The organism is Streptosporangium amethystogenes subsp. fukuiense, assembly GCF_042665875.1.
GTDB classification, from domain to species: Bacteria; Actinomycetota; Actinomycetes; order Streptosporangiales; family Streptosporangiaceae; genus Streptosporangium; species Streptosporangium fukuiense.
The window spans coordinates 508,618-533,681 of record NZ_JBHTEE010000001.1 but is presented as its reverse complement, the minus strand read 5'-3'; the positions used below and the strand labels follow the sequence as shown (position 1 = coordinate 533,681).

Here is a 25,064-nt window from a genome sequence, read left to right as displayed (position 1 = left end):
TCAGCCCGCGAGCAGCCGGGTGATCTCCCCGACCACCGGCGCGCGCTGCGGCTGCAGGTAGAAGTGGTCGCCGGGAAAGATCGTGAGAGAGAAGTCGGAGATCGTGCGGGCCTCCCACGACTTGGCCTGGGCCGGGGTGACCTCCGGGTCCGCGTCGCCGACGAGGGCGGAGATCGGGGTGTGCAACGGGGGCCCCGGGCGATGGCGGTAGGCCTCGACCAGCCGGAAGTCGGCGCGGATGTAGGGCAGGGCGATCTCGCGCATCGCCCGGTGGGAGAGGATCTCCACCTCGGTACCGCCGAGCTTGGCCAGCTCGGCGACGAGGCGGTCGTCGTCGTACTCCGAGATCGCGCGCCTCTCCCGGGACTCGTGCGGTGCCCTCGCCCCGGACACCAGAAGCCGCGCCGGGGCGAGTCCCCTGGCCTCCAGGCGGCGCGTGACCTCGTAGGCGAGCGTCGCTCCCATGCTGTGCCCGAACAGCGCGAAACGCCGGTCGAGCAGCGGCGACATCGCCTCGGTCACCAGGTCGGCCAGCGTGTCCATGTCCTCCGGCGACGGCTCTCCGAACCGGTCCGCCCTGCCTGGCAGCTGCGTCGCGTGGAGCTCGACGGAGCCGGGTAGCAGCGCGGGCCAGTCCCGGTAGGCGGTGGCCGACCCGCCCGCGTGCGTGAAGCAGAACAACCGCGTGGTCGCCCCCGGGCGGGGGGAGGCGCAGCGCAGCCAGGTCATACGTTTCCCTCGTGTGCCCGGATCAGGCTGTTGGGCCGCATGTCGGTCCAGTTGGCCTCGATGTGGTCCAGGCAGGCCTGCCTGGAGTCCTCGCCGAAGGCGACGGTCCAGCCCGCCGGGATCTCCGACCAGGCGGGCCAGAGAGAGTACTGGCCCTCGTCGTTGATCAACGCCAGATAGACGCCCTCGGGGTCCTCGAACGGGTTGCTGCTCACTCTGTGTCCTCTCTGAGAAGGGCGGCGATCTCCGCGACGGGCCCGGGACTCAACATGTTCGCATGGTCGCAGGCGACCTGGTGATCACGGATGGCGCCGGTGACGTACGGCTTCCAGTCGGCAGCCGTGGGACCGCCCTCCTCGTGGCCGTGTGCCGCGGTCACGAAGAGCACATCCCCCTCGAACATCCTCGGTACGTACTCCTCGGAAATCTTCACACCGTTCCGGTAGTTCCGGTAGACCGCCGTCAGCGTCCGCTCGTCCAGCGTGGCGTACGGGCCGCCCCGCTCGCGCAGGAACTCCACGACGTCGCCGATCTCGCCCGGCCCGTCGTAGTCGATGGCCGAGAGCAACTCGACCAGCACATCGCGCTCGTCCGGGTTGATCTCCTGGCCCGGGTAGGAGTCGAGCAGCGCCAGCAGCGCGACCTCCTCCCCCCGCTCGCGCAGCTCCACGGCCATGGCGTGGGCGATCAGGCCGCCCATGGACCAGCCCGCCAGCCGGTACGGCCCGTGCGGCCGGACCTGGAGCAGGCGCTCCAGGTAGTCCAGGGCCATCGCCTCGATCGACGGGGCCACATAGTCGGGCTCGGCCAACACCCTGGCCTGGAAGGCGTAAAGGGGCTGGTCGGGGCCGAGGTGGCGGAGCAGTCCCGCGTACGGCCAGCCGAGCCCGGCACCGGGGTGCACGCAGAACAGCGGCGGCCGGGAGCCCGAGGCACGCAGCGGGAGCAGCATCTCCAGCCCGCCCTCTCCCAGGTCCCGCGTGCTCTTCCCCCGCGCGCGGGCGAGCGCCTCGGCCGTCTGGTGGGCGAACACCTCGCGCGGGCTGATCACCAGCCCCTCCCGCGCCGCGAGGGAGACCAGCCGGATCACGCCGATGCTGTCACCCCCCAGGTCGAAGAACCCGTCGTCGGCGCCGACCCGCTCCAGGCCGAGCACCTGGGCGAACAGCCGGCAGAGCGACTCCTCCTCGGGGGTGCGAGGGTCACGCCCCGCGGCGGGAGCGGACCCCGAGGGCAGGGCGGCGCGGTCCACCTTCCCGTTCGGGGTGAGCGGCAGCGCGTCCAGGCCGATCACCGACGACGGCACCATGTACTCGGGGAGCGTCCGCCCGGCGAACCGCCGCAGTTCCTCGGCCGCCACGGCGCCGACCACGTAGGCGAGCAGGCGGCGGTCACGGACGGTCACGGCCACCTGGACGACATCCGGGTGCCCGGCCAGGGCCGCCTCGATCTCCGCCGGCTCGATGCGGAACCCCCGGAGCTTGACCTGGCGGTCGGCACGGGTCAGGTACTCCAGCTCGCCGTCCGCCGACCACCTGACCACGTCCCCGGTCCGGTACATCCGCCCGCCGTACGGGCAGGCGACGAACCGTTCCGCGGTCAGCGCCGGGCGGCCGAGATAACCGCGGGCCAGCCCGGCGCCCGCCAGGTACAGCTCGCCCGGTGCCCCCGGCGGGACCGGCCGCAGGAAGCCGTCCAGCACGTAGGCGCGCATGCCGTCCATGGCCCGCCCGATGGGCGGCGTGCCGGCGCGGGAGACAGCGGAGACAGGGTGGTGGGTGGCGTACGTCGTGGTCTCGGTGGGTCCGTAGACATGGCCGAGCAGGGTCCGCGGGCAGGCCGCCAGCACCCGGCGCATGGCCGCTGCCGAGGCGGCCTCACCGCCGGTGAGGACCTCGGCGAGCGGCGCGAACGTGCCCGGCGCCTCCTCCGCGACCAGGTTGAACAGTGCCGTCGTGATGAACAGCGCGGTCAGGCGGTGCCTGGCGACGAGACCGGCGAACGCGCCGGGACCGAGGTCGCCCGGCGGCGCGATGACGACGGTGCCGCCGCGGAGCAGCGGCACCCAGATCTCGTAGGTGGAGGCGTCGAAGGCGTGCGGCGAGTGCATCAGCACCCGCCGGTGCCGTTCCCACCTGCGATCCGCGGCCAGGGCCACGACGTCGCACTGCCGCACCGCGACCCCCTTCGGTGTTCCCGTCGAACCCGAGGTGTAGATGACGTACGCGAGATGCTCGGGGTGAACCTCGACCCGTGGCTCCGGCGGTGCCGGATCGGCCGGGACGGGCTCGTCCACCCGGACCACCTGGGCGGCGTGCTCGAATCCGGGGGAACGGTCGGTCACCAGTACCGGAGCGCCGGTGTCGGCCATCACCCAGCTCATCCGGTCCGGTGGGTAGCCGTGGTGGATCGGGACGTAGGCTCCCCCCGCCTTGGCGATGGCCAGGGTCGTCACGACCACGTCGGCGGACCTGTCGAGCAGGACCGCGACCGGCGTCTCAGGGCGGACGCCCAGCCCGATCAGCCGGTGAGCCAGCCGGTTGGCCCGGCCGTCCAGCTCGGCGTAGCTGAGGGAGAAGCCGTCGCCGACGACGGCCTCGGCGTCCGGCGCCCGCCGCGCCCGCTCGGCGAAGGCACTCGCGATCGTCGCCGCGGCCCCGGGCACGGGAGGGGGTTCGGGGCCGTTCCACTCGTCAAGGATCCGGACGCGCTCGTCGGCGGAGAGCGGGTCGAGCCGGGCGAGCGGCAGCTCGGGGTCGGCGGCGACGGCCCCGAGAAGAAGGACGAGCCTGTCCAGGAGCCCGACGGCCTCGGCGTGCGGGACGACGTCGGGGCGATGGTCGAGTCGCAGGGAGAGGCGCTCACCGGGGACGACTGCCAGGGCCAGCGGGTAGTGGGTCGCGTCGCTGCCCGAGGCACCCGCGAGCCGCAGTCCCGCCTCCACGCCCGCTTCCGCGGAACGGTCGTTCAGGGTCGCGGTGTCGAGAGGGTAGTTCTCCAGGACCGTCATGGTGTCGAAGAGCCGCCCCAGCCCGCAGGCGCGCTGGATGTCGGACAGGCCGAGGTGGTGATGGGCGAACAACTCGGACTGCTCCGCCTGGAGGCGTTCGAGCAGCCCGGCCAGGGTCTCGGCGGGGTGCAGCCGTACCCGGACCGGCAGGGTGTTGATGAACAGCCCGATCATGCGTTCGGCGCCGGGCAGCTCGGGTGGGCGGCCGGAGACCGTACCGCCGAAGACGACGTCGTCGCGGCCGGTCAGCTGGGCCAGTAGCAGCGCCCAGACCCCCTGGACCGCCGTGTTGAGGGTGAGCGATCGGGCGCGCAGCACAGAGGTGAGGCGGCCGGTGAGGTCCTCGTCGAGGTGGGCTCGGACGCATCCGGGATTCACCGGCGTCCGGGTGGCGAGGTCCGGGGCTACGAGGGTCGGCCCGGCTACCCCGTCCAGGGCGCGGCACCACGCCTCCCGCGCGGCGGCCCGGTCCTGGCGTGCCAGCCAGGCCAGATGGTTGCGGTACGGCGGCGCGGGGGCGGGCTCCCGGCCCGAGTACAGCGCGAACAGCTCGGCCGCCAGCAGCGGTGTCGACCAGCCGTCCAGCAGGATGTGATGGTTGGTGAAAACCAGCCGGTATCTCTGGGTGCCACTCCGTACCAGCACGAACCGCATCAACGGCGGCCGGGACAGGTCGAACCGCCGGGCCCGCTCCTCGGCGGCCACCGTCTCGGCGTCGGTTCCCGCCACCTCCCGCCAGGGCACCTCCACCCGCCGGTGCACCAGCTGCACGGGATCTCCCCCCGCCCGCTGCCGGAACGAGGCCCGCAGGTTGGCGTGGCGGTGCACCAGCCGGCAGGCCGCGTCCCGCAGCGCGGGGACGTCGAGGGCGCCCTCCAGCTCCAGCACGAGCTGCGCGGTGTAGACGTCGGGCGCCGCCTCGTCGAACACGGCGTGGAAGAACAGGCCCTGTTGCAGCGGCGACAACGGCAGGATGTCCTCAAGCTGGCTCACCGTGCGCTCCACTCCGCGTCGAGTTCCGCCGCGAACGCGTCGATCTCTTCCTGGCTGATGGAAATCAGCAGGTCCGACGGGGTCAGGCCGTCTCCGGTGTGTCGGGACAGGCCGGTGAGGGCGGTGAACCACGCCTCGGCCAGTTCCCTGACCTGCTCCTCGCCGTACAGGCGCCCGGCCCACGACCAGGTCGCCGAGAGGCGCGGCCCGTCCGGCAGGTCCCTGGTGAGGGCGTTGACCTCCAGCGCGTGCGGGAGCGCGAGGTCGTCCGCGTGCCCACCGCCCACCGCCTCCGACTCAGGCGCCGGGGACCAGTCCGCACCTGTGGCGGCCTCGACGCGGCCGAGGTAGTTGAAGGCCAGCTCCGGTACGGGACAGCGGGCCAGCTCCCGCGCGGTGACGGGGTTGAGGTGGCGGAGCAGGCCGTAACCGATGCCTTCGCCGGGAGTCGCACGGAGCTGCTCCTTGACCCGTTTTATCGCCCGCGCGGCGGTGGGCCCCGGAAGGTCGGTCCAGTCGGCGGGACCCGGGTCGAGCCTGACGGGGTGGATGGTGGTGAACCAGCCCACGGTCCTGGACAGGTCGACGTCGGGGAAGATCTCCTCACGGCCGTGTCCCTCCAGGTCGAGGAGGACCTCCCGCTGCCCGGTGCAACGGGTCACGGCCAGGGCGAGCCCGGCGAGCAGCACGTCGTTGACCCGGCCGCGGAACGCCGCCGGGAGCCGGGTGAGCAGCGGAACGGTGACATCGGCGGGAAGTTCGAGCGTGAGGTGGCGCTGGGTGGCGAAGGTGTCCGTGGACGGGTCCAGCCGCCCGGTGCCGCCACCGAGCGTGCGGGTCCAGTGATCGAGCTCGCCGACCCTGCGGGCCGCCTCGTCGTGCAGGCGGTGTGCCCAGGTACGGAAGGAGGTGGGCACCGGCTCCAGCACCGGGACGGTCGGCTGAACCGCCCCCTCGTGAACGGCCTCTTCGTGAGCCGCCGCTGGCGGGGCCGCTTCCTGACCGGTCGTGTGCCAGGCGGTGAACAGATCCGGCAGCAGGATCCGCCAGGACACCCCGTCCACCGCCAGATGATGCACCGTCACCACCAACCGGCCCGACACCTCGGGCCCGGCGTCCAACCACGCCACCCGGACCAGCCGCCCGGCCACCGGATCCAACCCCGACCGCGAAACCGCCGCCTCCTCAGCCACCACGACGGCCAGATCCCCCGGCTCCCCCGACACCTCCACCCGGCGCACACACCCACCCGCCGCGACCGCCCCCCGCGGAGCGACCTCGTACCCCCCGTCCACCGACACCCGCAACCGCAGCACGTCATGGTGATCCAGCACCACCCGCACCGCGCAGATCAGACGATCCAGCCCCAACCCGGGCGGAACCTGAAGAACCACCGTCTGGCTGAAGTCACCGATCGGCCCGGCCAGGTCATTCAGCCAGGCCATGATCGGGGTCGCGGGGAACCACCCGACCCCCGCCCCCTCCGGCTCACCCCGCCGCTGCCGCTCCTCGACCGCGACCGCGGCCAACTCCCGCACACTCTGATACCGGAACACATCCCGAGGCGAGAACACCACCCCCGCCGCACGCCCCCGAGCCACCAACCGAATCGCCACGATGCTGTCCCCACCCAGATCGAAGAACCCCTCATCCACCCCCACCCGCTCAACCCCCAGCACCTCCGCGAACAGCGCGCACAACACCTCCTCACGCGCCGTCAACACCCCGCCCGCCACCTGCCCAGACCCCACCCCAGACACCGACGGCGCCGGCAACGCCGCCCGATCCAGCTTCCCGTTCCCCGTCAACGGCAACGCCTCCACCACCACCACCGCCGACGGCACCATGTAATCGGGCAACACCTCCCCCGCGAACCGCCGCAAACCCCCCACATCCAACCCACCCGACAGATCCACTGCCGTGTCCGTCACGTCCGCCACCACGTACGCCACCAGCCGCCGATCCCCCGGCCGGTCCTCCCGCACCACCACCGCCACATCCGCCACCAACGGATGCGCCGCCAACACCGCCTCGACCTCCCCCAACTCGATCCGAAAACCCCGCACCTTCACCTGCTGATCAACCCGGCCCACATACTCCAACCCCCCACCCCGCCCCCACCGCACCAAATCCCCCGACCGATACATCCGCCCACCACGACCACCGAACGGACACGCCACAAACCGCTCCGCCGTCAACCCCGCCCGACCCACATAACCCCGCGCCAACCCCGGACCCGCCACATACAACTCCCCCACCACACCCACCGGCACCGGCCGCAAAAACTCATCCAACACATACAACCGCAAATCCGGAATTCCCACCCCGATCAATCCGGCCGCGCTGTCCACATCCAGCGGCGCATAAGTGACATGCACCGTCGTCTCGGTAATCCCGTACATGTTCACCAGGGAGATCCCACGACCATGCCACTCGGCGATACGGCCGCCATCCAGCGCCTCCCCGCCGAAGATGACATACCGCAACGACAGATCCGCCCCACCCAGATCCCGCTCCGCCGCCATCAACTGATAAAACGCCGACGGCGTCTGATTCAACACCGTGACCCCGCACTCCACCAACAACTCCAAGAACTCCACCGGCGAACGACTCACCTCAAACGACACCACCACCAACCGGCCACCCGACAACAACGCCCCCCACAACTCCCACACCGAAAAATCAAACGCATACGAATGGAACAACACCCACACATCAGAATTTCCAAACCCGAACCACTCCCGAGTCGACGCCAGCAACCGCGTCACACTCCCCTGCGAGACCACCACCCCCTTCGGACGCCCCGTCGACCCCGACGTGAAAATCACATACGCCGGATGACCAGGAAGAACCCCCCGCTCCCCACCCACCACCGGCACCGGGGTCAAGGCCGAGACCGGGACATCCCCCGACAGTCCCGCACCCGCCACGACCTGCGAGCCGTCCAGCACCACCCGCGCCATCCCCGCCGGCAACACCCCCTCCGTCCCCGGCACCACCACCGCCACCACCGGAGCCGCATCCCCCACGATCTGCGCCACCCGCTCCACCGGATACGACGGATCCACCGGCACATACCCACCCCCCGCCTTCACCACCGCCACCACCGCCACCACCAACTCCACCGACCGCGGCACCACCAACACCACCAACCCCTCCGGACCCACCCCCGCAGCCACCAACACCCCCGCCAACACCCCCGCCCGCGCGTCCAACTCCCCATACGACACCTCCACCCCCTCACACACCACCGCCACCGCATCCGGCGAAGCCGCCACCTGAGCCTCGAACTCCTCCACGATCGTGGACGGGGCAGACGCGGTGCCGGTCCCCGCCCACTCACCGAGAATGACCTCACGCTCAACCGGACCCAACAGATCGATCTCACTCAACCGGACACCCGGATCGGCGACCACCGACTCCAGCAACCGCCCGAACCGCACCACCATCTCCTCGACCGTCACCCGATCGAACAGATCGAGGCTGAACTCCAGGCCGCCTTCGAGGCCGCCACCGGGACGCTCGGCAAGGGTGAGTTGGAGGTCGAACTTGGCGGTGTCCGGGGTGAACGGTTCGACGGAGATGGACAACTCGTCGAGTTGAAGGGCGGGGACGGGGTTGTTCTGGAAGGCGAGCATCACCTGGAAGAGGGGATGGCGGGCCATCGAACGAGCCGGAGCGACGATCTCCACCAACCGCTCGAACGGCAGATCCTGATGACCGTACGCCGCCAGATCCACCTCCCGCACCCGCCCGACCAACTCCCGAAAGGCCGGATTCCCCGAGGTATCGGTCCGCAACACCAACGTATTGACGAACATCCCCACCAGATCGTCCAACGCCTCATCCACCCGACCCGCCACCACCGAACCGATCGGAACATCCGAACCCGCCCCCAACCGGGTCAGCAACGCCGCCAACCCGGCCTGCACCACCATGAACACCGTCGCGTTCGCCTCGCGCGCCAGCTTCAGCAGGCCGCGGTGAACCTCTCGGCTGACCTCCAGCCGGACCGTGTCACCCCGGTGGGAGGCGACCGCAGGCCTCGGCCGATCGAACGGCAACGCCAACTCCTCGGGCAACCCCGCCAACCGCGACCGCCAGAACGCCACCTGCGCACTGACCAGACTCCCCGGATCCGACTCCGACCCCAGCAACTCCCGCTGCCACACCGCGTAATCGGCATACTGCACCGGCAACGGCACGAACCCCGGCGCCACCCCCCGAGACCGCGCCGCATACGCCGCCAGGACATCCCGCGCCAACGGCGCCATCGACCACCCGTCACCCGCGATGTGATGCAACACCAGCAGCAGGATCCGGGTGGAGGAGTCAAGCTCGAAGAGGCGGGCGCGCAGCGGCGTCTCCACGGTCAGGTCGAAGCCCCGCCCCGCCTCGGCCGCCAGCGCGGGCCCGAGCGTGTCGGCGCCGACTCGGACAATCTCGAAGGACACCTCCGCGGTGTCCAGCACCCGCTGACACGCCACCCCGTCCACCTCGGGAAACACCGTCCGCAAACTCTCATGCCGACCCACCACATCCCGCAGGGCCACCCCCAACACCCCCGCGTCCACCCCACCCACCAACCGCAACACCACCGGCACGTTGTAAACCCCCGCCCCCACCCCCAACCGATTCAAAAACCACAACCGCCGCTGCCCGAACGACAACGGCACCACCCCGGCCTCCGCCCGCGCCACCACCCTCCGACGCACCCCACCCCCACCGACCCCGCCAATCCACGCCGCCAGCCCCGCCACCGTCGAAGCCTCGAACACCGCCCGGACCGAAACCTCCACCCCCAGCACCGACCGCACCCGACCCACCAACCGCATCGCCAGCAGCGAATCCCCACCCAACTCGAAAAACGACTCCTCCACCCCCACCCGCTCCACCCCAAGAACCTCCGCGAACACCCCGCACAAAATCTCCTCCACCACCGAACGCGCACCCCGCCCCGGCTCCGAAATCACCTCGGGAGCCGGCAACGCCGCCCGATCCAACTTCCCGTTCCCCGTCACCGGCAACGCCCCCAACACCACCACCGCCGACGGCACCATGAACTCCGGCAACACCTCCCCCGCGAACCGCCGCAACTCCCCCACATCAAGCACCGGCCCCGCACCCACCGAGGCCGCCTCCCCCTCCGCCGAAACCCTCTCCGCCGAAACCCCCTCGGCCGGAACCACGTACGCCACCAACCGCCGATCCCCCGGCCGGTCCTCCCGCACCACCACCACCACCCGCGACACCGACCCATGCCGGGCCAACACCGCCTCCACCTCACCCGGCTCAATCCGAAAACCCCGCACCTTCACCTGCTGATCAACCCGCCCCACGAACTCCACAACCCCGTCACCACGACGCCGAACCACATCCCCCGTCCGATACATCCGCCCACCACGACCACCGAACGGACACGCCACGAACCGCTCCGCCGTCAACCCCGCCCGCCCCAGATACCCCCGCGCGAGACCGGGCCCGGCCAGGTACAGCTCCCCCTCCACCCCGGCCGGAACCGGCCGCAGCCACGAATCCAGCACGTACGCCCGCGCGTCGCGCACCGGCGAGCCGATCGGCGGGATCTCACCCGCCGTCAGGGGGGCACTCATGGTGGCGGCGATGGTCGCCTCTGTCGGGCCGTACGCGTTGATCATCAGACGGCCGGGGGCCCAGGTGTCCACCAGATTCGGCGCGCAGGCGTCCCCGCCGACGATCAGAGTCCGCAGGTCGGGCAGCGGGACCTCCGGAACCCCCGCCAGGGCCGCCGGGGGGATCAGGGCATGGGTGACCCGCGCATCCCGCAGGGCATCGGCCAGCGCGGCTCCGCTGTAGGCGCCGGAAGGAGGAATGACAAGGGCTGCCCCGGCCGCGAAGGCCATCAGCAGTTCCATGACCGAGGCGTCGAAGCTCGGCGAGGCGAAGTGCAGAACACGGCTGTCCGGGGTGATCCCGAACCTGTCGACCTGCGAGCAGGCGAGGGCGGCGATGCCGGCATGGGTGACCACGACACCCTTGGGCCGTCCCGTCGAACCGGAGGTGTAGATCACGTACGCCGGACTCTCCGGCACGAGCGGCACACCCGGATCGGACTCCACGTATCCGGAGGTGTCGACCCCGGCCAGCCAGTCGGCGTCGATCACCAGGGCGGGGGCGGCGTCCGCGAGCATATAGGCGACCCGTTCCTCCGGGTAGCCGAGGTCCACGGGCAGGTACGCACCGCCCGCCTTCAGCACGGCCAGCGCCGCGACCACCAGATCGGCGGAACGGCGCAGCCTCAGCGCCACCAACCGCTCGGGGCCGATTCCGTGCTCGGCCACCAGCAGCCGAGCCAGACGGTTGGCGCGGCCGTTGAGCTGCCCGTACGTGACACTCTCGCCGAGGTGGACCAGCGCGGTGGCCTCGGGGTCACGGGTGACGGCGGCTTCGAAGAGCTCGGGCAACGTACGGCGCGGCACCGGTGCGCCGGTTTCGTTCCACTCCTCGACGGCCTGTCTGTGCTCGGCGACGTCAAGGATGCCGATCCGGCCGACCGGCGTGTCCGGGTCGGTGACGATCGCGGTGAGCAGCAGGCTCATCCGGTCGAGCAGCCGCCGGGCCTCGGCGGTGCTGAACAGGTCGGGGCGGTGGTCCAGCCGCAGGGTGAGGCGGTCGCCGGGGAGGGCGGCGAGGGCGAGAGGGTAGTGGTGGGCGTCTGTCGAGCCGAAGCCGGTCAGCCGGACCTCGCCAAGGGCGGTACCGGCGGTGGAGGGATCGAATGGGTAGTTCTCCAGCACGGTGACGGTGTCGAACAGGATGCCGCGCTGGATTTCGGTCAGCCCCAGGTGATGGTGGGGCATCAGCTCCGCCTGCTCGTCCTGGAGGCGTTCCAGCATTTCACCGACGGGCTCGGCGGGCCGGAGCCGGACCCGGACGGGCACGGTGTTGATGAACAGGCCGACCATGTGCTCGACCCCGGGCAGCTCGGGCGGGCGGCCCGATACGACCGCGCCGAAGACGACGTCCTCGCGGCCGGTCAGCTTGGCGAGCAGCAGTCCCCACACTCCCTGCAGGACCGTGTTGACCGTGACGCCACGGCGACGGGCCAGTCTGGTCAGCGCGGCGGTCAGGTCGGCGCCCAGTTCGGTGGCGACCTTGCCCGGCGTCACGGGCGCGCCCGCGGCGGGCGCCACCAGCGTCGGCTCGTCAATGCCCTCCAGCGCCCGGTCCCAGGCGTCCTTCGCGGCGGCGCGGTCCTGGCGGGACAGCCAGGCCAGGTAGTTCTTGTACGGCGGCGCGGGCGGGGCCTCCACACCGAGATAGAGCGCCAGCAGTTCTGTGACAAGCAGCGGGGTGGACCATCCGTCGAGCAGGATGTGATGGTTGGTGATGATCAGCCGGTGCCTGCCGGGCTCCGGCCGTACGAGAACGAAGCGGATGAGCGGCGGCACCGCCAGGTCGAACGGGCGTGCCCTCTCCTCCGCGGCCACCACGGCCGGATCTGCCCCCTCGACCTCTCGCCAGGACGGTTCGACACTGTCCGGGATGACCTGGACAGGCCGGCTGAGGTCCTCGTGCCAGAAGGCGGCGCGCAGGTTGGAGTGGCGTTCGAGCAGCCTGGCGGCGGCGGCGCGGAGCGCGGGGACGTCCAGCGGGCCGTCCAGGTCGAGGGTGACCTGTGCGGTGTAGAGGTCGTGCTCGTCGTGGAGGGCGTGGAAGAACAGGCCCTGCTGCAGCGGCGAGAGCGGGAGGATGTCCTGGACCTGCGTCAACGCTTCTCCCACGCGGCTTGGATGCGGTCGATCTCCCCCTGGTCCAGGTCGACCAGGAGGTCGCTCGGCGTGTGTCCTCCCGCGCCGTGCTCGGCCAGCCCGGCGAGCGCCTCGAACCAGGTCTCGGCCAGCTCGGCGACCTCCGCCTCGTCGAGCACCCCCTCGGGCCAGGACCAGACGGCCTCCAGGTGGGGGCCGTCCGGCCGGTCGTGCGTGGTCACGTTGACCTCCAGGACGTGGGCCACCGGCATCCCGGGGTCGTAGCCGCCGATCTCGGTGGGAACCAGGTTCCAGTCGCCTTCGGTGACCGCGACCCGGCCGAGGTAGTTGAACACGATCTGCGGACGGGGAAGCTCGGCGAGCTTCTGCGCGGTCTCCGGTGCGAGATGGCGGAGCATCCCGTAACCCAGCGGGTCGGGCAGCGCTCTGAGCTGCTCCTTGACCTTTTTGATCGCCTGAGCCGCGGCCCTCTCGTCGGACCAGCCGGTCAGCCCCGGGTCGAGCCTGACGGGGTGGATGGTGGTGAACCAGCCCACGGTCCTGGACAGGTCGACGTCGGGGAAGATCTCCTCACGGCCGTGCCCCTCCAGGTCGAGCAGGACGGAGGTGCCCCGGGCGCCGCGCCTCCTGCGCCAGTGGGTCACGGCCAGGGCGAGCCCGGCGAGCAGCACGTCGTTGACCCGGCCGTGGAACGCGGCGGGGACGGCCGCCAGCAGAGGTTCGGCCCTCTCCGGAGGCAGGGTACGGCGGAGACTGCGCAACGTCGCAGCGGTGTCGAGACGCGGATCGAGGGACCTGCGCCCGATACGCGGATCGGGGCCGTCGAGGATCTCCGCCCAGTGGTCGAGTTCGCCGACCCTGTTGGGAGCCTCGTCGTGCAGGCGGTGTGCCCAGGTACGGAAGGAGGTGGGCACCGGCTCCAGCACCGGGACGGTTCCCCGACCGACCGCTTCTTGAGTGGCCGCTTCCAGCGCGATTCCCTCTTGAGCGGTCGCCTCTCGCGGGGCCCCCTCGTGAGCGGCCTCCTCGTGAGCCGCCGCTGGCGGGGCCGCTTCCTGACCGGTCGCGTGCCAGGCGGTGAACAGATCCGGCAGCAGGATCCGCCAGGACACCCCGTCCACCGCCAGATGATGCACCGTCACCACCAGCCGGCCCGACACCTCCGCCCCGGCGTCCAACCACGCCACCCGGACCAGCCGCCCGGTCTCCGGATCCAACCCCGACCGCGAGACGACCGCCTCCTCGGCCACCGCGGCGGCCAGATCCCCCGACACCTCCACCCGGCGCACACACCCACCCGCCGCGACCGCCCCCCGCGGAGCGACCTCGTACCCCCCGTCCACCGACACCCGCAACCGCAGCACGTCATGGTGATCCAGCACCACCCGCACCGCCGAGGTCAGACGATCCAGCCCCAGCCCGGGAGGAACCTGCAGGACGACCGTCTGGCTGTAACCGGCGACAGGACCTTCGCGCTCCGCGAGCCAGGCCATGATCGGGGTCGCGGGGAACCACCCGACCCCCGCCCCCTCCGGCTCACCCCGCCGCTGCCGCTCCTCGACCGCGACCGCGGCCAACTCCCGCACACTCTGATACCGGAACACATCCCGAGGCGAGAACACCACCCCCGCCGCACGCCCCCGAGCCACCAACCGAATCGCCACGATGCTGTCCCCACCCAGATCGAAGAACCCCTCATCCACCCCCACCCGCTCAACCCCCAGCACCTCCGCGAACAGCGCGCACAACACCTCCTCACGCGCCGTCAACACCCCGCCCGCCACCTGCCCAGACCCCACCCCAGACACCGACGGCGCCGGCAACGCCGCCCGATCCAGCTTCCCGTTCCCCGTCAACGGCAACGCCTCCACCACCACCACCGCCGACGGCACCATGTAATCGGGCAACACCTCCCCCGCGAACCGCCGCAAACCCCCCACATCCAACCCACCCGACAGATCCATTGCCGTGTCCGTCGCGTCCGCCACCACGTACGCCACCAGCCGCCGATCCCCCGGCCGGTCCTCCCGCACCACCACCGCCACATCCGCCACCAGCGGATGCGCCGCCAACACCGCCTCGACCTCCCCCAACTCGATCCGAAAACCCCGCACCTTCACCTGCTGATCAACCCGGCCCACATACTCCAACCCCCCACCCCGCCCCCACCGCACCAAATCCCCCGACCGATACATCCGCCCACCACGACCACCGAACGGACACGCCACAAACCGCTCCGCCGTCAACCCCGCCCGACCCACATAACCCCGCGCCAACCCCGGACCCGCCACATACAACTCCCCCACCACACCCACCGGCACCGGCCGCAAAAACTCATCCAACACATACAACCGCAAATCCGGAATTCCCACCCCAATAGCACTCGAAGCACCATCCTCCGCCATTCTGCGATTCAACGCCGCGTAAGTGACGTGCACCGTCGTCTCGGTAATCCCATACATGTTCACCAGCAGCGGCGCACTCTCGGAATGGCGGTCGTACCAGTCACGCAGTCGCCCCACCTCCAGCGCCTCCCCGCCGAAGATGACATACCGCAACGACAGATCCGCCCCACCCAGATCCCGCTCCGCCGCCATCAACTGATAAAACGCCGACGGCGTCTGATTCAACACCGTGACCCCGCACTCCACCAACAACTCCAAGAACTCCACCGGCGAACGACTCACCTCAAACGACACCACCACCAACCGGCCACCCGACAACAACGCCCCCCACAACTCCCACACCGAAAAATCAAACGCATACGAATGGAACAACACCCACACATCAGAATTTCCAAACCCGAACCACTCCCGAGTCGACGCCAGCAACCGCGTCACACTCCCCTGCGAGACCACCACCCCCTTCGGACGCCCCGTCGACCCCGACGTGAAAATCACATACGCCGGATGACCAGGAAGAACCCCCCGCCCCCCACCCACCGCCGAAACAGGAACCGAAGCCGGGGCCGGAGCCGAAGTAGAGGCCGGGGACGAACTCGGAGACGGGGTCAGAACCGAGGCCGAAGCCGGGGCAGAGGTTGAGGTCGGAGCGTCCCTCCATGGCTCCTCGACCAAAACCTGCGAACCGTCCAGCACCACCCGCGCCATCCCCGCCGGCAACACCCCCTCCGTCCCCGGCACCACCACCGCCACCACCGGAGCCGCATCCCCCACGATCTGCGCCACCCGCTCCACCGGATACGACGGATCCACCGGCACATACCCACCCCCCGCCTTCACCACCGCCACCACCGCCACCACCAACTCCACCGACCGCGGCACCACCAACACCACCAACCCCTCCGGACCCACCCCCGCAGCCACCAACACCCCCGCCAACACCCCTGCCCGCGCGTCCAACTCCCCATACGACACCTCCACCCCCTCACACACCACCGCCACCGCATCCGGCGAAGCCGCCACCTGAGCCTCGAACTCCTCCACCAACGTCGACCCGGCAGACACCACCCCCCGCCCCGCCCACTCACCGAGAATGACCTCACGCTCGACCGGACCCAACAGATCGATCTCACTCAACCGGACACCCGGATCGGCGACCACCGACTCCAGCAACCGCCCGAACCGCACCACCATCTCCTCGACCGTCACCCGATCGAACAGATCGGCGGCGTACTCGACGACACCGGTCAGGCCATCGCCCGTCTCGGTCAGGGACATCAGCAGGTCGAACCTGGCGACACCGAGGTCCAGCGGCTCCTGCCGGATCTCAAGGCCGTCGACCTCCAGCACCGGGACGGGGTTGTTCTGGAACGCCAGGGCCACCTGGAAGAGGGGATGGCGGGCCATCGAACGAGCCGGAGCGACGATCTCCACCAACCGCTCGAACGGCAGATCCTGATGACCGTACGCCGCCAGATCCACCTCCCGCACCCGCCCGACCAACTCCCGAAAAGCCGGATTCCCCGAGGTATCGGTCCGCAACACCAACGTATTGACGAACATCCCCACCAGATCGTCCAACGCCTCATCCACCCGACCCGCCACCACCGAACCGATCGGAACATCCGAACCCGCCCCCAACCGGGTCAGCAACGCCGCCAACCCGGCCTGCACCACCATGAACACCGTCGCGTTCATCTCACGCGCCAACGCCCTGAGCCGCCGCCCCGTCTCGGCCCCCACCGTCACCGGAACCGTGCCGCCCCGGTGGGAGGCGACCGCGGGCCTCGGCCGATCGAACGGCAACGCCAACTCCTCGGGCAACCCCGCCAACCGCGACCGCCAGAACGCCACCTGCGCACTGACCAGACTCCCCGGATCCGACTCCGACCCCAGCAACTCCCGCTGCCACACCGCGTAATCGGCATACTGCACCGGCAACGGCACGAACCCCGGCGCCACCCCCCGAGACCGCGCCGCATACGCCGCCAGGACATCCCGCGCCAACGGCGCCATCGACCACCCGTCACCCGCGATGTGATGCAACACCAGAGCGAGCACATGCTCACCCGGGTTCAGGGTGAACAGCCTCACCCGCAGTGGCAGCTCCGCCTCCAGGTCGAAACCGCGTCCCGCGAAGGCGCGCAGTCCGTCGGCCAGTTCGCCCTCCCCGACGCTCACCTGGTCGAACGGCACCTCCGCGGTGTCCAGCACCCGCTGACACGCCACCCCGTCCACCTCGGGAAACACCGTCCGCAAACTCTCATGCCGACCCACCACATCCCGCAGGGCCACCCCCAACACCCCCGCGTCCACCCCACCCACCAACCGCAACACCACCGGCACGTTGTAAACCCCCGCCCCCACCCCCAACCGATTCAAAAACCACAACCGCCGCTGCCCGAACGACAACGGCACCACCCCGGCCTCCGCCCGCGCCACCACCCTCCGACGCACCCCACCCCCACCGACCCCGCCAATCCACGCCGCCAGCCCCGCCACCGTCGAAGCCTCGAACACCGCCCGGACCGAAACCTCCACCCCCAGCACCGACCGCACCCGACCCACCAACCGCATCGCCAGCAGCGAATCCCCACCCAACTCGAAAAACGACTCCTCCACCCCCACCCGCTCCACCCCAAGAACCTCCGCGAACACCCCGCACAAAATCTCCTCCACCACCGAACGCGCACCCCGCCCCGGCTCCGAAATCACCTCGGGAGCCGGCAACGCCGCCCGATCCAACTTCCCGTTCCCCGTCACCGGCAACGCCCCCAACACCACCACCGCCGACGGCACCATGAACTCCGGCAACACCTCCCCCGCGAACCGCCGCAACTCCCCCACATCAAGCACCGGCCCCGCACCCACCGAGGCCGCCTCCCCCTCCGCCGAAACCCTCTCCGCCGAAACCCCCTCGGCCGGAACCACGTACGCCACCAACCGCCGATCCCCCGGCCGGTCCTCCCGCACCACCACCACCACCCGCGACACCGACCCATGCCGGGCCAACACCGCCTCCACCTCACCCGGCTCAATCCGAAAACCCCGCACCTTCACCTGCTGATCAACCCGCCCCACGAACTCCACAACCCCGTCACCACGACGCCGAACCACATCCCCCGTCCGATACATCCGCCCACCACGACCACCGAACGGACACGCCACGAACCGCTCCGCCGTCAACCCCGCCCGCCCCAGATACCCCCGCGCCAGCTGCGCCCCGGCCAGGTACAGCTCCCCCTCCACCCCGGCCGGAACCGGCCGCAGCCACGAATCCAGCACATGGAGGCGGGTGTTCCAGACGGGATGACCGATCGGCACGGAGGCGGTCTCGGTGCCGGGACGGTGCTCCCAGAAGGTGACGTCGACCGCGGCCTCGGTCGGGCCGTAAAGGTTGTGCACCGGCACCCCCAGCCGGGCCGCCGCCTCGTCGGCGAGCGCAGGCGGCAGTGCCTCACCGCTGCAGATGAGAAATCGAAGAGCCGCCCCCGTTCCGGACATCTCCGGCGAACCAGAAGGGGGCACCGCCTCCAGGAAGGCGGCCAGCATGGAGGGGACGAAGTGCAGGACCGTGATGCGTTCGGAGTCGATGAGCCCGGCGAGGTAGGACGGGTCCCGGTGCCCGTCCGGCCTGGCGACGACCAGGGCGGCGCCGGTCTGAAGCGGCCAGAAGAACTCCCAGACCGACACGTCGAATCCGGCCGGCGTCTTCTGCAGAACGCGGTCCGCCGGACCCAGCCGATACTCGGACTGGGCCCAGAGCAGGCGATTGACAATCGCACCGTGGGTGACCACGACCCCCTTGGGCCGCCCCGTCGAACCGGAGGTGTAGATCACGTACGCCGGATTCTCCGGCACGAGCGGCAGGCCGAGATCGGAAGCCGGATACCCGGAGGCGTCGGCACGGCCCAGCCAGTCACCGTCGATCACCAGAACCGGCCGGGAGTCGTCCAGCATCGACGCGATCCGCGCCGCCGGAAGCCCCGGGTCGACAGGCAGGTAGGCGGCGCCCGCCTTGATCACGGCGTACATGGCGACCAGCAGGTCCGGTGACCTGGGCAGCATCAGCGCCACCACTCGTTCGGCTCCCACCCCGTGCTCGGCCACCAGCAGACGGGCCAGCCGGTTGGCTCGCGCGTTGAACGTCGCGTAGCTCAGCTCGTCCCCCTCGAACACCAGCGCCGTCGCGTCCGGCGTCCGCGTGACCTGGGCCTCGAACAGCGCGGCCAGCGTGGTGCGGGGCACGTCCGCGGCCGTGTCGTCCCGGTGGTCCGGCACGGGCTCGCCCGAGGAGAGCCCGTCGAGACGGCCTACGGCGGTGTCCGGCTCGGCGACCAGTTCGGCCAGCAGTCCCAGGAAACGGTCGAGCAGAGCCGCGGCCTCCGCCTCGGTGAACACGTCGGGCCGGTACTGCAGCCGGAAACGGAGCACGTCCCCCGGCACGACCAGCAGCGTGATCGGATAGTGCGTCGCGTCGGCCACGTCCGCCGAGGTCAGGTCAAGGTCGCCGATCGCCGTACGGGAGTCGACGGGGTAGTTCTCCATCACCAGCAGCGCGTCGAACAGGGGGCCGCGCCGGATCTCGGCAAGGCCGACGTGGTGGTGCGGCAGCAGTTCCGCCTGCTCGTCGCGGAGCCTGCGCAGCAGGTCACCCACGGTTTCCGCGGGGTCGAGCCGGACCCGGACCGGCAGGGTGTTGATGAACAGGCCGACCATGCGCTCGACCCCGGGCAACTCGGGCGGGCGGCCGGAGACCGTACCGCCGAAGACGACGTCCCGGCGGCCGGTCAGCCGGCCGAGCAGCAGGCCGAAGGCGGCCTGCATGACGGTGCTGAGCGTGCTGGAGCGCGTGCGGGCGAGAGCGGTGAGCGCCCTGGTCCGGCCGTCGTCGAGCTCGGCGGTGACCCTGGCGGGCGCGACCGGCTCGGCCGGGGCGTGCGGGGCGACGAGGGTGGGCTCGTCGAAACCGTCCAGCGCGTGCTCCCAGGCCCGCCGCGTGGACTCGCCGTCCTGACCGACCAGCCAGGCCAGGTAGTTCTCGTACGGTGGCGCGGGGACGGGCTCCTGGCCCGAGTACAGCGCGAACAGCTCGGCCGCCAGCAGCGGTGTCGACCAGCCGTCCAGCAGGATGTGATGGTTGGTGAGGATCAACCGGTGCCTGCCGGGTCCGAGCCGTACCAGCGCGAAACGGAGCAGCGGCGGCCGGGACAGGTCGAACCGCCGGGCCCGCTCCTCGGCGGCCACCGTCTCGGCGTCGATTCCCGCCACCTCCCGCCACGGCACCTCCACCCTCCGGTGCACCAGCTGCACCGGGTCGCCGCGCAGCTCGAAGGAGACACGGAGGTTGGGGTGTCCGCGGACCAGGCGTTCCGCGGCGGCCCTGAGCCGTGGCGCGTCGAGGGGGCCGCTCAGGTCCAGGGTCAGCTGGGCGGTGTAGACGTCCACCTCCAGCAGGGAGTGGAAGAACAGGCCGTGCTGGAGCGGGGCGAGCGGCCAGACGTCCTGGAGGCCGGGGCCGAGCTCGTCGAGGTCGTCCTGGGTGAGGGGTACCGCGACGTCGGAGGGGGTGAGGCCGCCTCCGACATGCCGGGAGATACCGGTCAGAGCCTCCGACCAGGCGGTGGCCAGCTCGGCGATCCGGTTGTCGGCGTGGCGGGTGGGATCCCAGGTCCAGGTGACGCGGAGGACGTCGCCGAGGGCGATCGCGTCGATCTGGATGCCGTGCCTGAGCGGGGCGGCGGCGTCCTGGCCGCCGGACAGCCCGCCGGCCACGGGCTCCCAGTCCAGCCCGGAGGAGGTGATCCGGCCTAGATAGTTGAAACCGATCTCCGGCTGGGGCAGTGCGGCGAGTGCGGGTGCGGTGTCGGGGTTGAGGTGGCGCAGCAGGCCATAACCCAGCGGGTCGGGAAGAGCGCGGAGCTGCTCCTTCACCCGCTTGACCGCCTGGCCCGCGGCCTGGCCGCCGTTCTTGAGATCGGCCCAGTCGACGGGGCCCGCGTCGATCCTGACGGGATGCACGGCGGTGAACCAGCCCACGGTCGCGGACAGGTCCACGCCGGGGAGGATCTGCTGCCTGCCGTGCCCTTCCAGGTCGACGAGCACGGAACGCCGCCCGCTCCACCTCGCGACCGCCGCCGCGAGCCCGGCGAGCAGCACGTCGTCGGCGTTCCCGTGGAAGGCACCCGGCACGCTGCCCAGCAGCGACCCCGCCACGTCGGCGGGGAGCTCCACGACCGTCTCCCGCCGCTCCCCCCAGGTCCCCCGCTCGCGTACCGGCGCGGCGGGAGGGAGAGCCTCCCGGGGCAGGGCCCGCGCCGGTGAGGTCGGCGGGGAGGGCGTGAGGAGCGCGGTCCAGGCGGGGAGGTCGGCCACCCGGGCCGGGTTCACGGCCTCGGCCTGGAGCAGGCGCGCCCAGGCGCGGAAGGAGGTGGTGGGCTCGGGCAGGCGTACCTCGGTACCCGCTCTCCCGGCGCTCCAGGCCGCGAGGAGGTCGGGCAGCAGGATCCGCCAGGACACCCCGTCGACGGCCAGGTGGTGGATGACCAGCAGAAGCCGTCCGGACCGCTCGCGGCCCGCGTCGAACCACACGACCCGTACCATCCGTCCGGTGCCGGGATCGAGCTCACCCCGGACCCGCTCGGCATACCCGGCCACCGTCTCGTCCACCTCGTCCGGAACGTTCGAGACCTCCACCCGGCGCACGCAGTCCGCTGCCAGGACCGCTCCAGCCGGGGCGATCTCCAGCTCCCACGCCCCGGCACCCGCCGAAGGCGTGGACGTCCGGAGCCTCAGCGCGTCGTGGTGGTCCAGCACGATCTGGACGGCGGCCGTCAGGTCGTCGAGGCCGAGATCCGGGGGTACCCGGAGCACCACGCTCTGGCTGAATCCTTCGATCGGCCCCTCGCCCTCGGCGAGCCAGGCGACGATCGGGGTGAGGTCGACGGCTCCCGTGCCGTCATCCGCCGGGCCGTTCGGATCCGTGCCGTCCGCGGGCTCCTCCGCGACGTGGGCGACGAGGGCGAGGGCCTCGGGGGTCTGGTGCTGGAAGACCTGCTTCGGGGTGAGCGCGAGCCCGACCTCCCGTGCTCGGGAGACGAACCGGATGGCGAGGATGCTGTCGCCACCCAGGTCGAAGAACCCGTCGTCGGCCCCGGCCCTGGGCAGGCCGAGGACCTCGGCGAACAACCCGGCCAGCAGGCGTTCGCGGTCGGTCGCCGGCTCCCGGCCCGAGGTCTCCCCCGCGGGTTCCGGCAGGGCACGCCGGTCGAGCTTGCCGTTGGTGGTCAGCGGCATCTCGTCCAGCGTCACGATCGCGGCGGGCACCATGTACTCGGGCAGGGAGCGCCGCAGGTGCCTGCGCAGTTCCTCCGCGCTCGCGCCGCCGACCACGTACCCGACCAGCCGCAGGTCTCCTCCCGGCTCGGGCCCCCGGTCCCGGCGGGCCAGCACGGCCGCCTGCTCGACGCCGGAATGCGCGGCCAGTACCGCCTCGATCTCGCCCAGCTCGATCCGGAAACCCCGCACCTTCACCTGCTGGTCGGCGCGGTCGACGTAGTGGAGTTGCCCGTCGGCCCCCCAGCGGACCAGGTCGCCGGTGCGGTACATCCGCCCGCCGGGCACAAAGGGGTCGGCGACGAACCGCTCGGCGGTCAGCCCCGGCCGGTCCAGGTATCCGCGTGCCAGGCTGGGTCCCGAGACGTACAGCTCCCCGGTGGATCCCGGCGGGACCGGGCGCAGTCCGGCGTCCAGCACGTGCAGGCGGGCGTCGTAGACCGGGCGGCCGATCGGGGTCTCGCCGGGGAGGGTCAGCGGGTCGCTGCAGGTGACGACGACCGTGGTCTCCGTCGGCCCGTAAACGTTGATCATCCGGCGCCCGGCGGACCAGCGGCGGACCAGCTCGGGGCGGCACGCCTCGCCGCCCACCAGCAGGGTCCGCAGCCCGGGGAGCGGTCTGACCGGGACCGTCGCCAGCGCGGCGGGGGTGATGAACGCGTGCGTGACACGTGCCTCGGCGAGGAACCGGCCGAGCGGCTCACCGCCGTACACCCCGGCGGGCACCGGCACGAGCGCCGCACCCGCCGACAGGGCCATCAGCCATTCGAGCACCGCCCCGTCGAACCCGATCGAGGCGAACTGCAGGACCCGGCTGTCCTCGGTCACCGCGTACCTGTCGATCTCGGTGCGCGCGTACGCGGGCAGGCCCGCGTGGGTGACCACCACCCCCTTGGGACGCCCGGTGGATCCGGAGGTGTAGACGACGTAGGCTGGGTGTTCCGGCAGCAGCCCGGTCACCGGGTCGGTGGCGGGCAGGCCGTCGCCGGTCCAGGTGTCCATCTGGACGACCTCGACGCCGGGCGGCGTGTGGAACCCGGCGTCGGCGCGGGTCACCACGGCCGAAGGGGCGGCGTCGGCGAGCATCGTCGCCAGGCGCTCCGGCGGATGGCCGGGATCGAGGGGGAGGTAGGCGGCGCCGGACTTGAGGATGCCGAGGAACGCGACGGTCATGTCGAGGGAGCGGGGCACCGACAGGCCCACATAGCGGTCGGGTCCGGCACCGAGGGCGATGAGGTGGTGGGCCAGCCGGTTGGCCCGCGCGTTCAGCTCGGCATAGGTGATCTCGGTGTCCCCCTCGACGACGGCGACGGCACCGGGGGCGCGCCGCACCCGGTCCTCGAACAGGGAGACGGCCGTACCCGGCGGCACCTCGCGCGGCGCGGCGCCCCAGTCGGCCAGGAGCATGTGCTCGGCCTCGTCGAGGAGTTCCACGGCGCCGACGCGAATGCCGGGGCCCGCCTGGGCGACGCGGGTGAGGAAGCGCAGGAAACGGCCGTGGTGGTCGGCCAGCAGGGCCTCGCCGTACAGGTCGGGGTGGCCGTCGAAGTCGATGCGGACCCCGCGCCCGTCGGAGCCGTCGTAGAGGTTGATCGACAGATCCTCGACCGGCCCGGTGCAGAGCGGGTGCGCGACGGCGGTGTGACCGGCGAACTTCAGGTCGTAGTCGAAGCGCATGATGTTGACCACCGGGCCGAACAGCCGGTCGCCCACCGTGCCGCGAAGTTCGCGGCGCAGGTCCTCGTACCGGTAGCGCTGGTGCACCAGCAGCCGTCCGACCTCCCGGGTGACCTGGGCGGACAGCTCGCCGAAGGTCGTCTGCGGGGAGACCGTCAGGCGGAGCGGGAGCACGTTGGAGAGCATCCCCGGCGTTCGCCGGGCGGCGGGCGTGGTCCTGGCGGTGACGGCCAGCCCGAGGACCACCTCGCGGGCTCCGGTGAGGCGCCCCACGAAGGCCGCGATCGCCGCGATCATGAATCCGGAGACGGCCGTGCCGTGGGAGAGCGCGGCCTCGGTGAGCGCGGCGGCGTCGTGCTCACCGAGCGTGGCGCTCCGCCGGTTGAACCGCGAGGTGGCGGTGGTGCCGGGAGAGAGAGCGGGGACCGCGCTCAGATCGGCGAGTCTGCCGTGCCAGTGGCGGCGGTCGGCCTGGAAGTGGTCGGAGGCGCGGTAGGCGGCGTCCTCCTCCAGCAAGGTGGCCAGCGACTGGAAACCACCGGGGCCGGGGTCGCGGCCGTCGGCCAGTGCGGTGTAGACCTCGGCGAGACGCTGGGCGATCATCGGCCCGCTGTAGCCGTCCATGACCACGTGGTGGCAGCGCAGATACCACAGGTGGCGGTCGGGCGCGATCCGGATCAGGGCGGTTGCCACGAGCGCGTCCTCGCGGAACGGCGAGCGCAGGTCCTCCCGCATCCACTGCAGAGCGGCCCGCTCCGCACCGAGTCCCCCGTCGCCCGGTTCTCCCCCGGCGAGGTCGAGGAACGGGCACGGCACCTCGCGCTCCTCGACGATCTGACCGACCCGGCCGGCCCGGCCCGCCTCCTCGGTCTCGCCGCCGATGATCCGTACGTGAACGGCGTCGACCTCCCCGGCCGCGAGTCGCACGGCCGTGGCGAAGACCTCCGGATCGACCGGGCCGGAGATCTCTATGTACTGGGCAATGTAGAGCGGTTCGCCAGGGATAATCCGCTGGGCGTCCCATATTCCACTCTGCGCTGCAGACAATGGCAGGAGGGAATTCTTGCTGAACACCGTCGCCACGCTTTCCATCTGGGCCGGAAAATGCCTGACGGGCGCTTATTAGCACCTCGAAGGGGCAGAAACGCATTGTGTGCGCCGATCCAC

5 protein-coding genes are annotated in these 25,064 nt (G+C 71.2%); all 5 read right to left on the bottom strand.

Features of this window, described 5'->3' with window-relative positions; genetic code table 11:
- Genes ACFQVD_RS02305 through ACFQVD_RS02285 form a run of 5 tightly spaced genes read right to left on the bottom strand, consistent with a single transcriptional unit; the run spans position 1 to position 24,944 of the window.
- Positions 1–729, bottom strand: a complete 729-nt coding sequence (locus ACFQVD_RS02305) for a thioesterase II family protein (protein WP_343983253.1) — start codon at positions 727–729, stop codon at positions 1–3.
- On the bottom strand, positions 726–944 hold the full coding sequence (locus tag ACFQVD_RS02300; RefSeq protein WP_343983256.1) for an MbtH family protein: 219 nt from the start codon (positions 942–944) through the stop codon (positions 726–728). Before ACFQVD_RS02300 ends, ACFQVD_RS02305 begins: the two co-directional genes overlap by 4 nt.
- Positions 941–4,732 (bottom strand): amino acid adenylation domain-containing protein, encoded by a 3,792-nt coding sequence (locus ACFQVD_RS02295; protein ID WP_343983259.1) that lies wholly within the window; start codon positions 4,730–4,732, stop codon positions 941–943. The genes ACFQVD_RS02300 and ACFQVD_RS02295 overlap by 4 nt, the downstream gene beginning before the upstream one ends.
- The gene (locus ACFQVD_RS02290) at positions 4,729–12,483 is read right to left on the bottom strand and encodes an amino acid adenylation domain-containing protein (RefSeq protein WP_386368360.1); all 7,755 of its coding nucleotides are present in this window, start codon (positions 12,481–12,483) and stop codon (positions 4,729–4,731) included. Before ACFQVD_RS02290 ends, ACFQVD_RS02295 begins: the two co-directional genes overlap by 4 nt.
- On the bottom strand, positions 12,480–24,944 hold the full coding sequence (locus tag ACFQVD_RS02285; protein WP_386274248.1) for an amino acid adenylation domain-containing protein: 12,465 nt from the start codon (positions 24,942–24,944) through the stop codon (positions 12,480–12,482). The genes ACFQVD_RS02290 and ACFQVD_RS02285 overlap by 4 nt, the downstream gene beginning before the upstream one ends.
- Between the last annotated feature and the right edge of the window lie 120 nt (positions 24,945–25,064).

Excerpts from the sequence above, each read along its gene's own strand:
- ACFQVD_RS02305 (WP_343983253.1), bottom strand. The coding sequence starts at position 729 with ATGACCTGGCTGCGCTGCGCCTCCCCCCGCCCGGGGGCGACCACGCGG.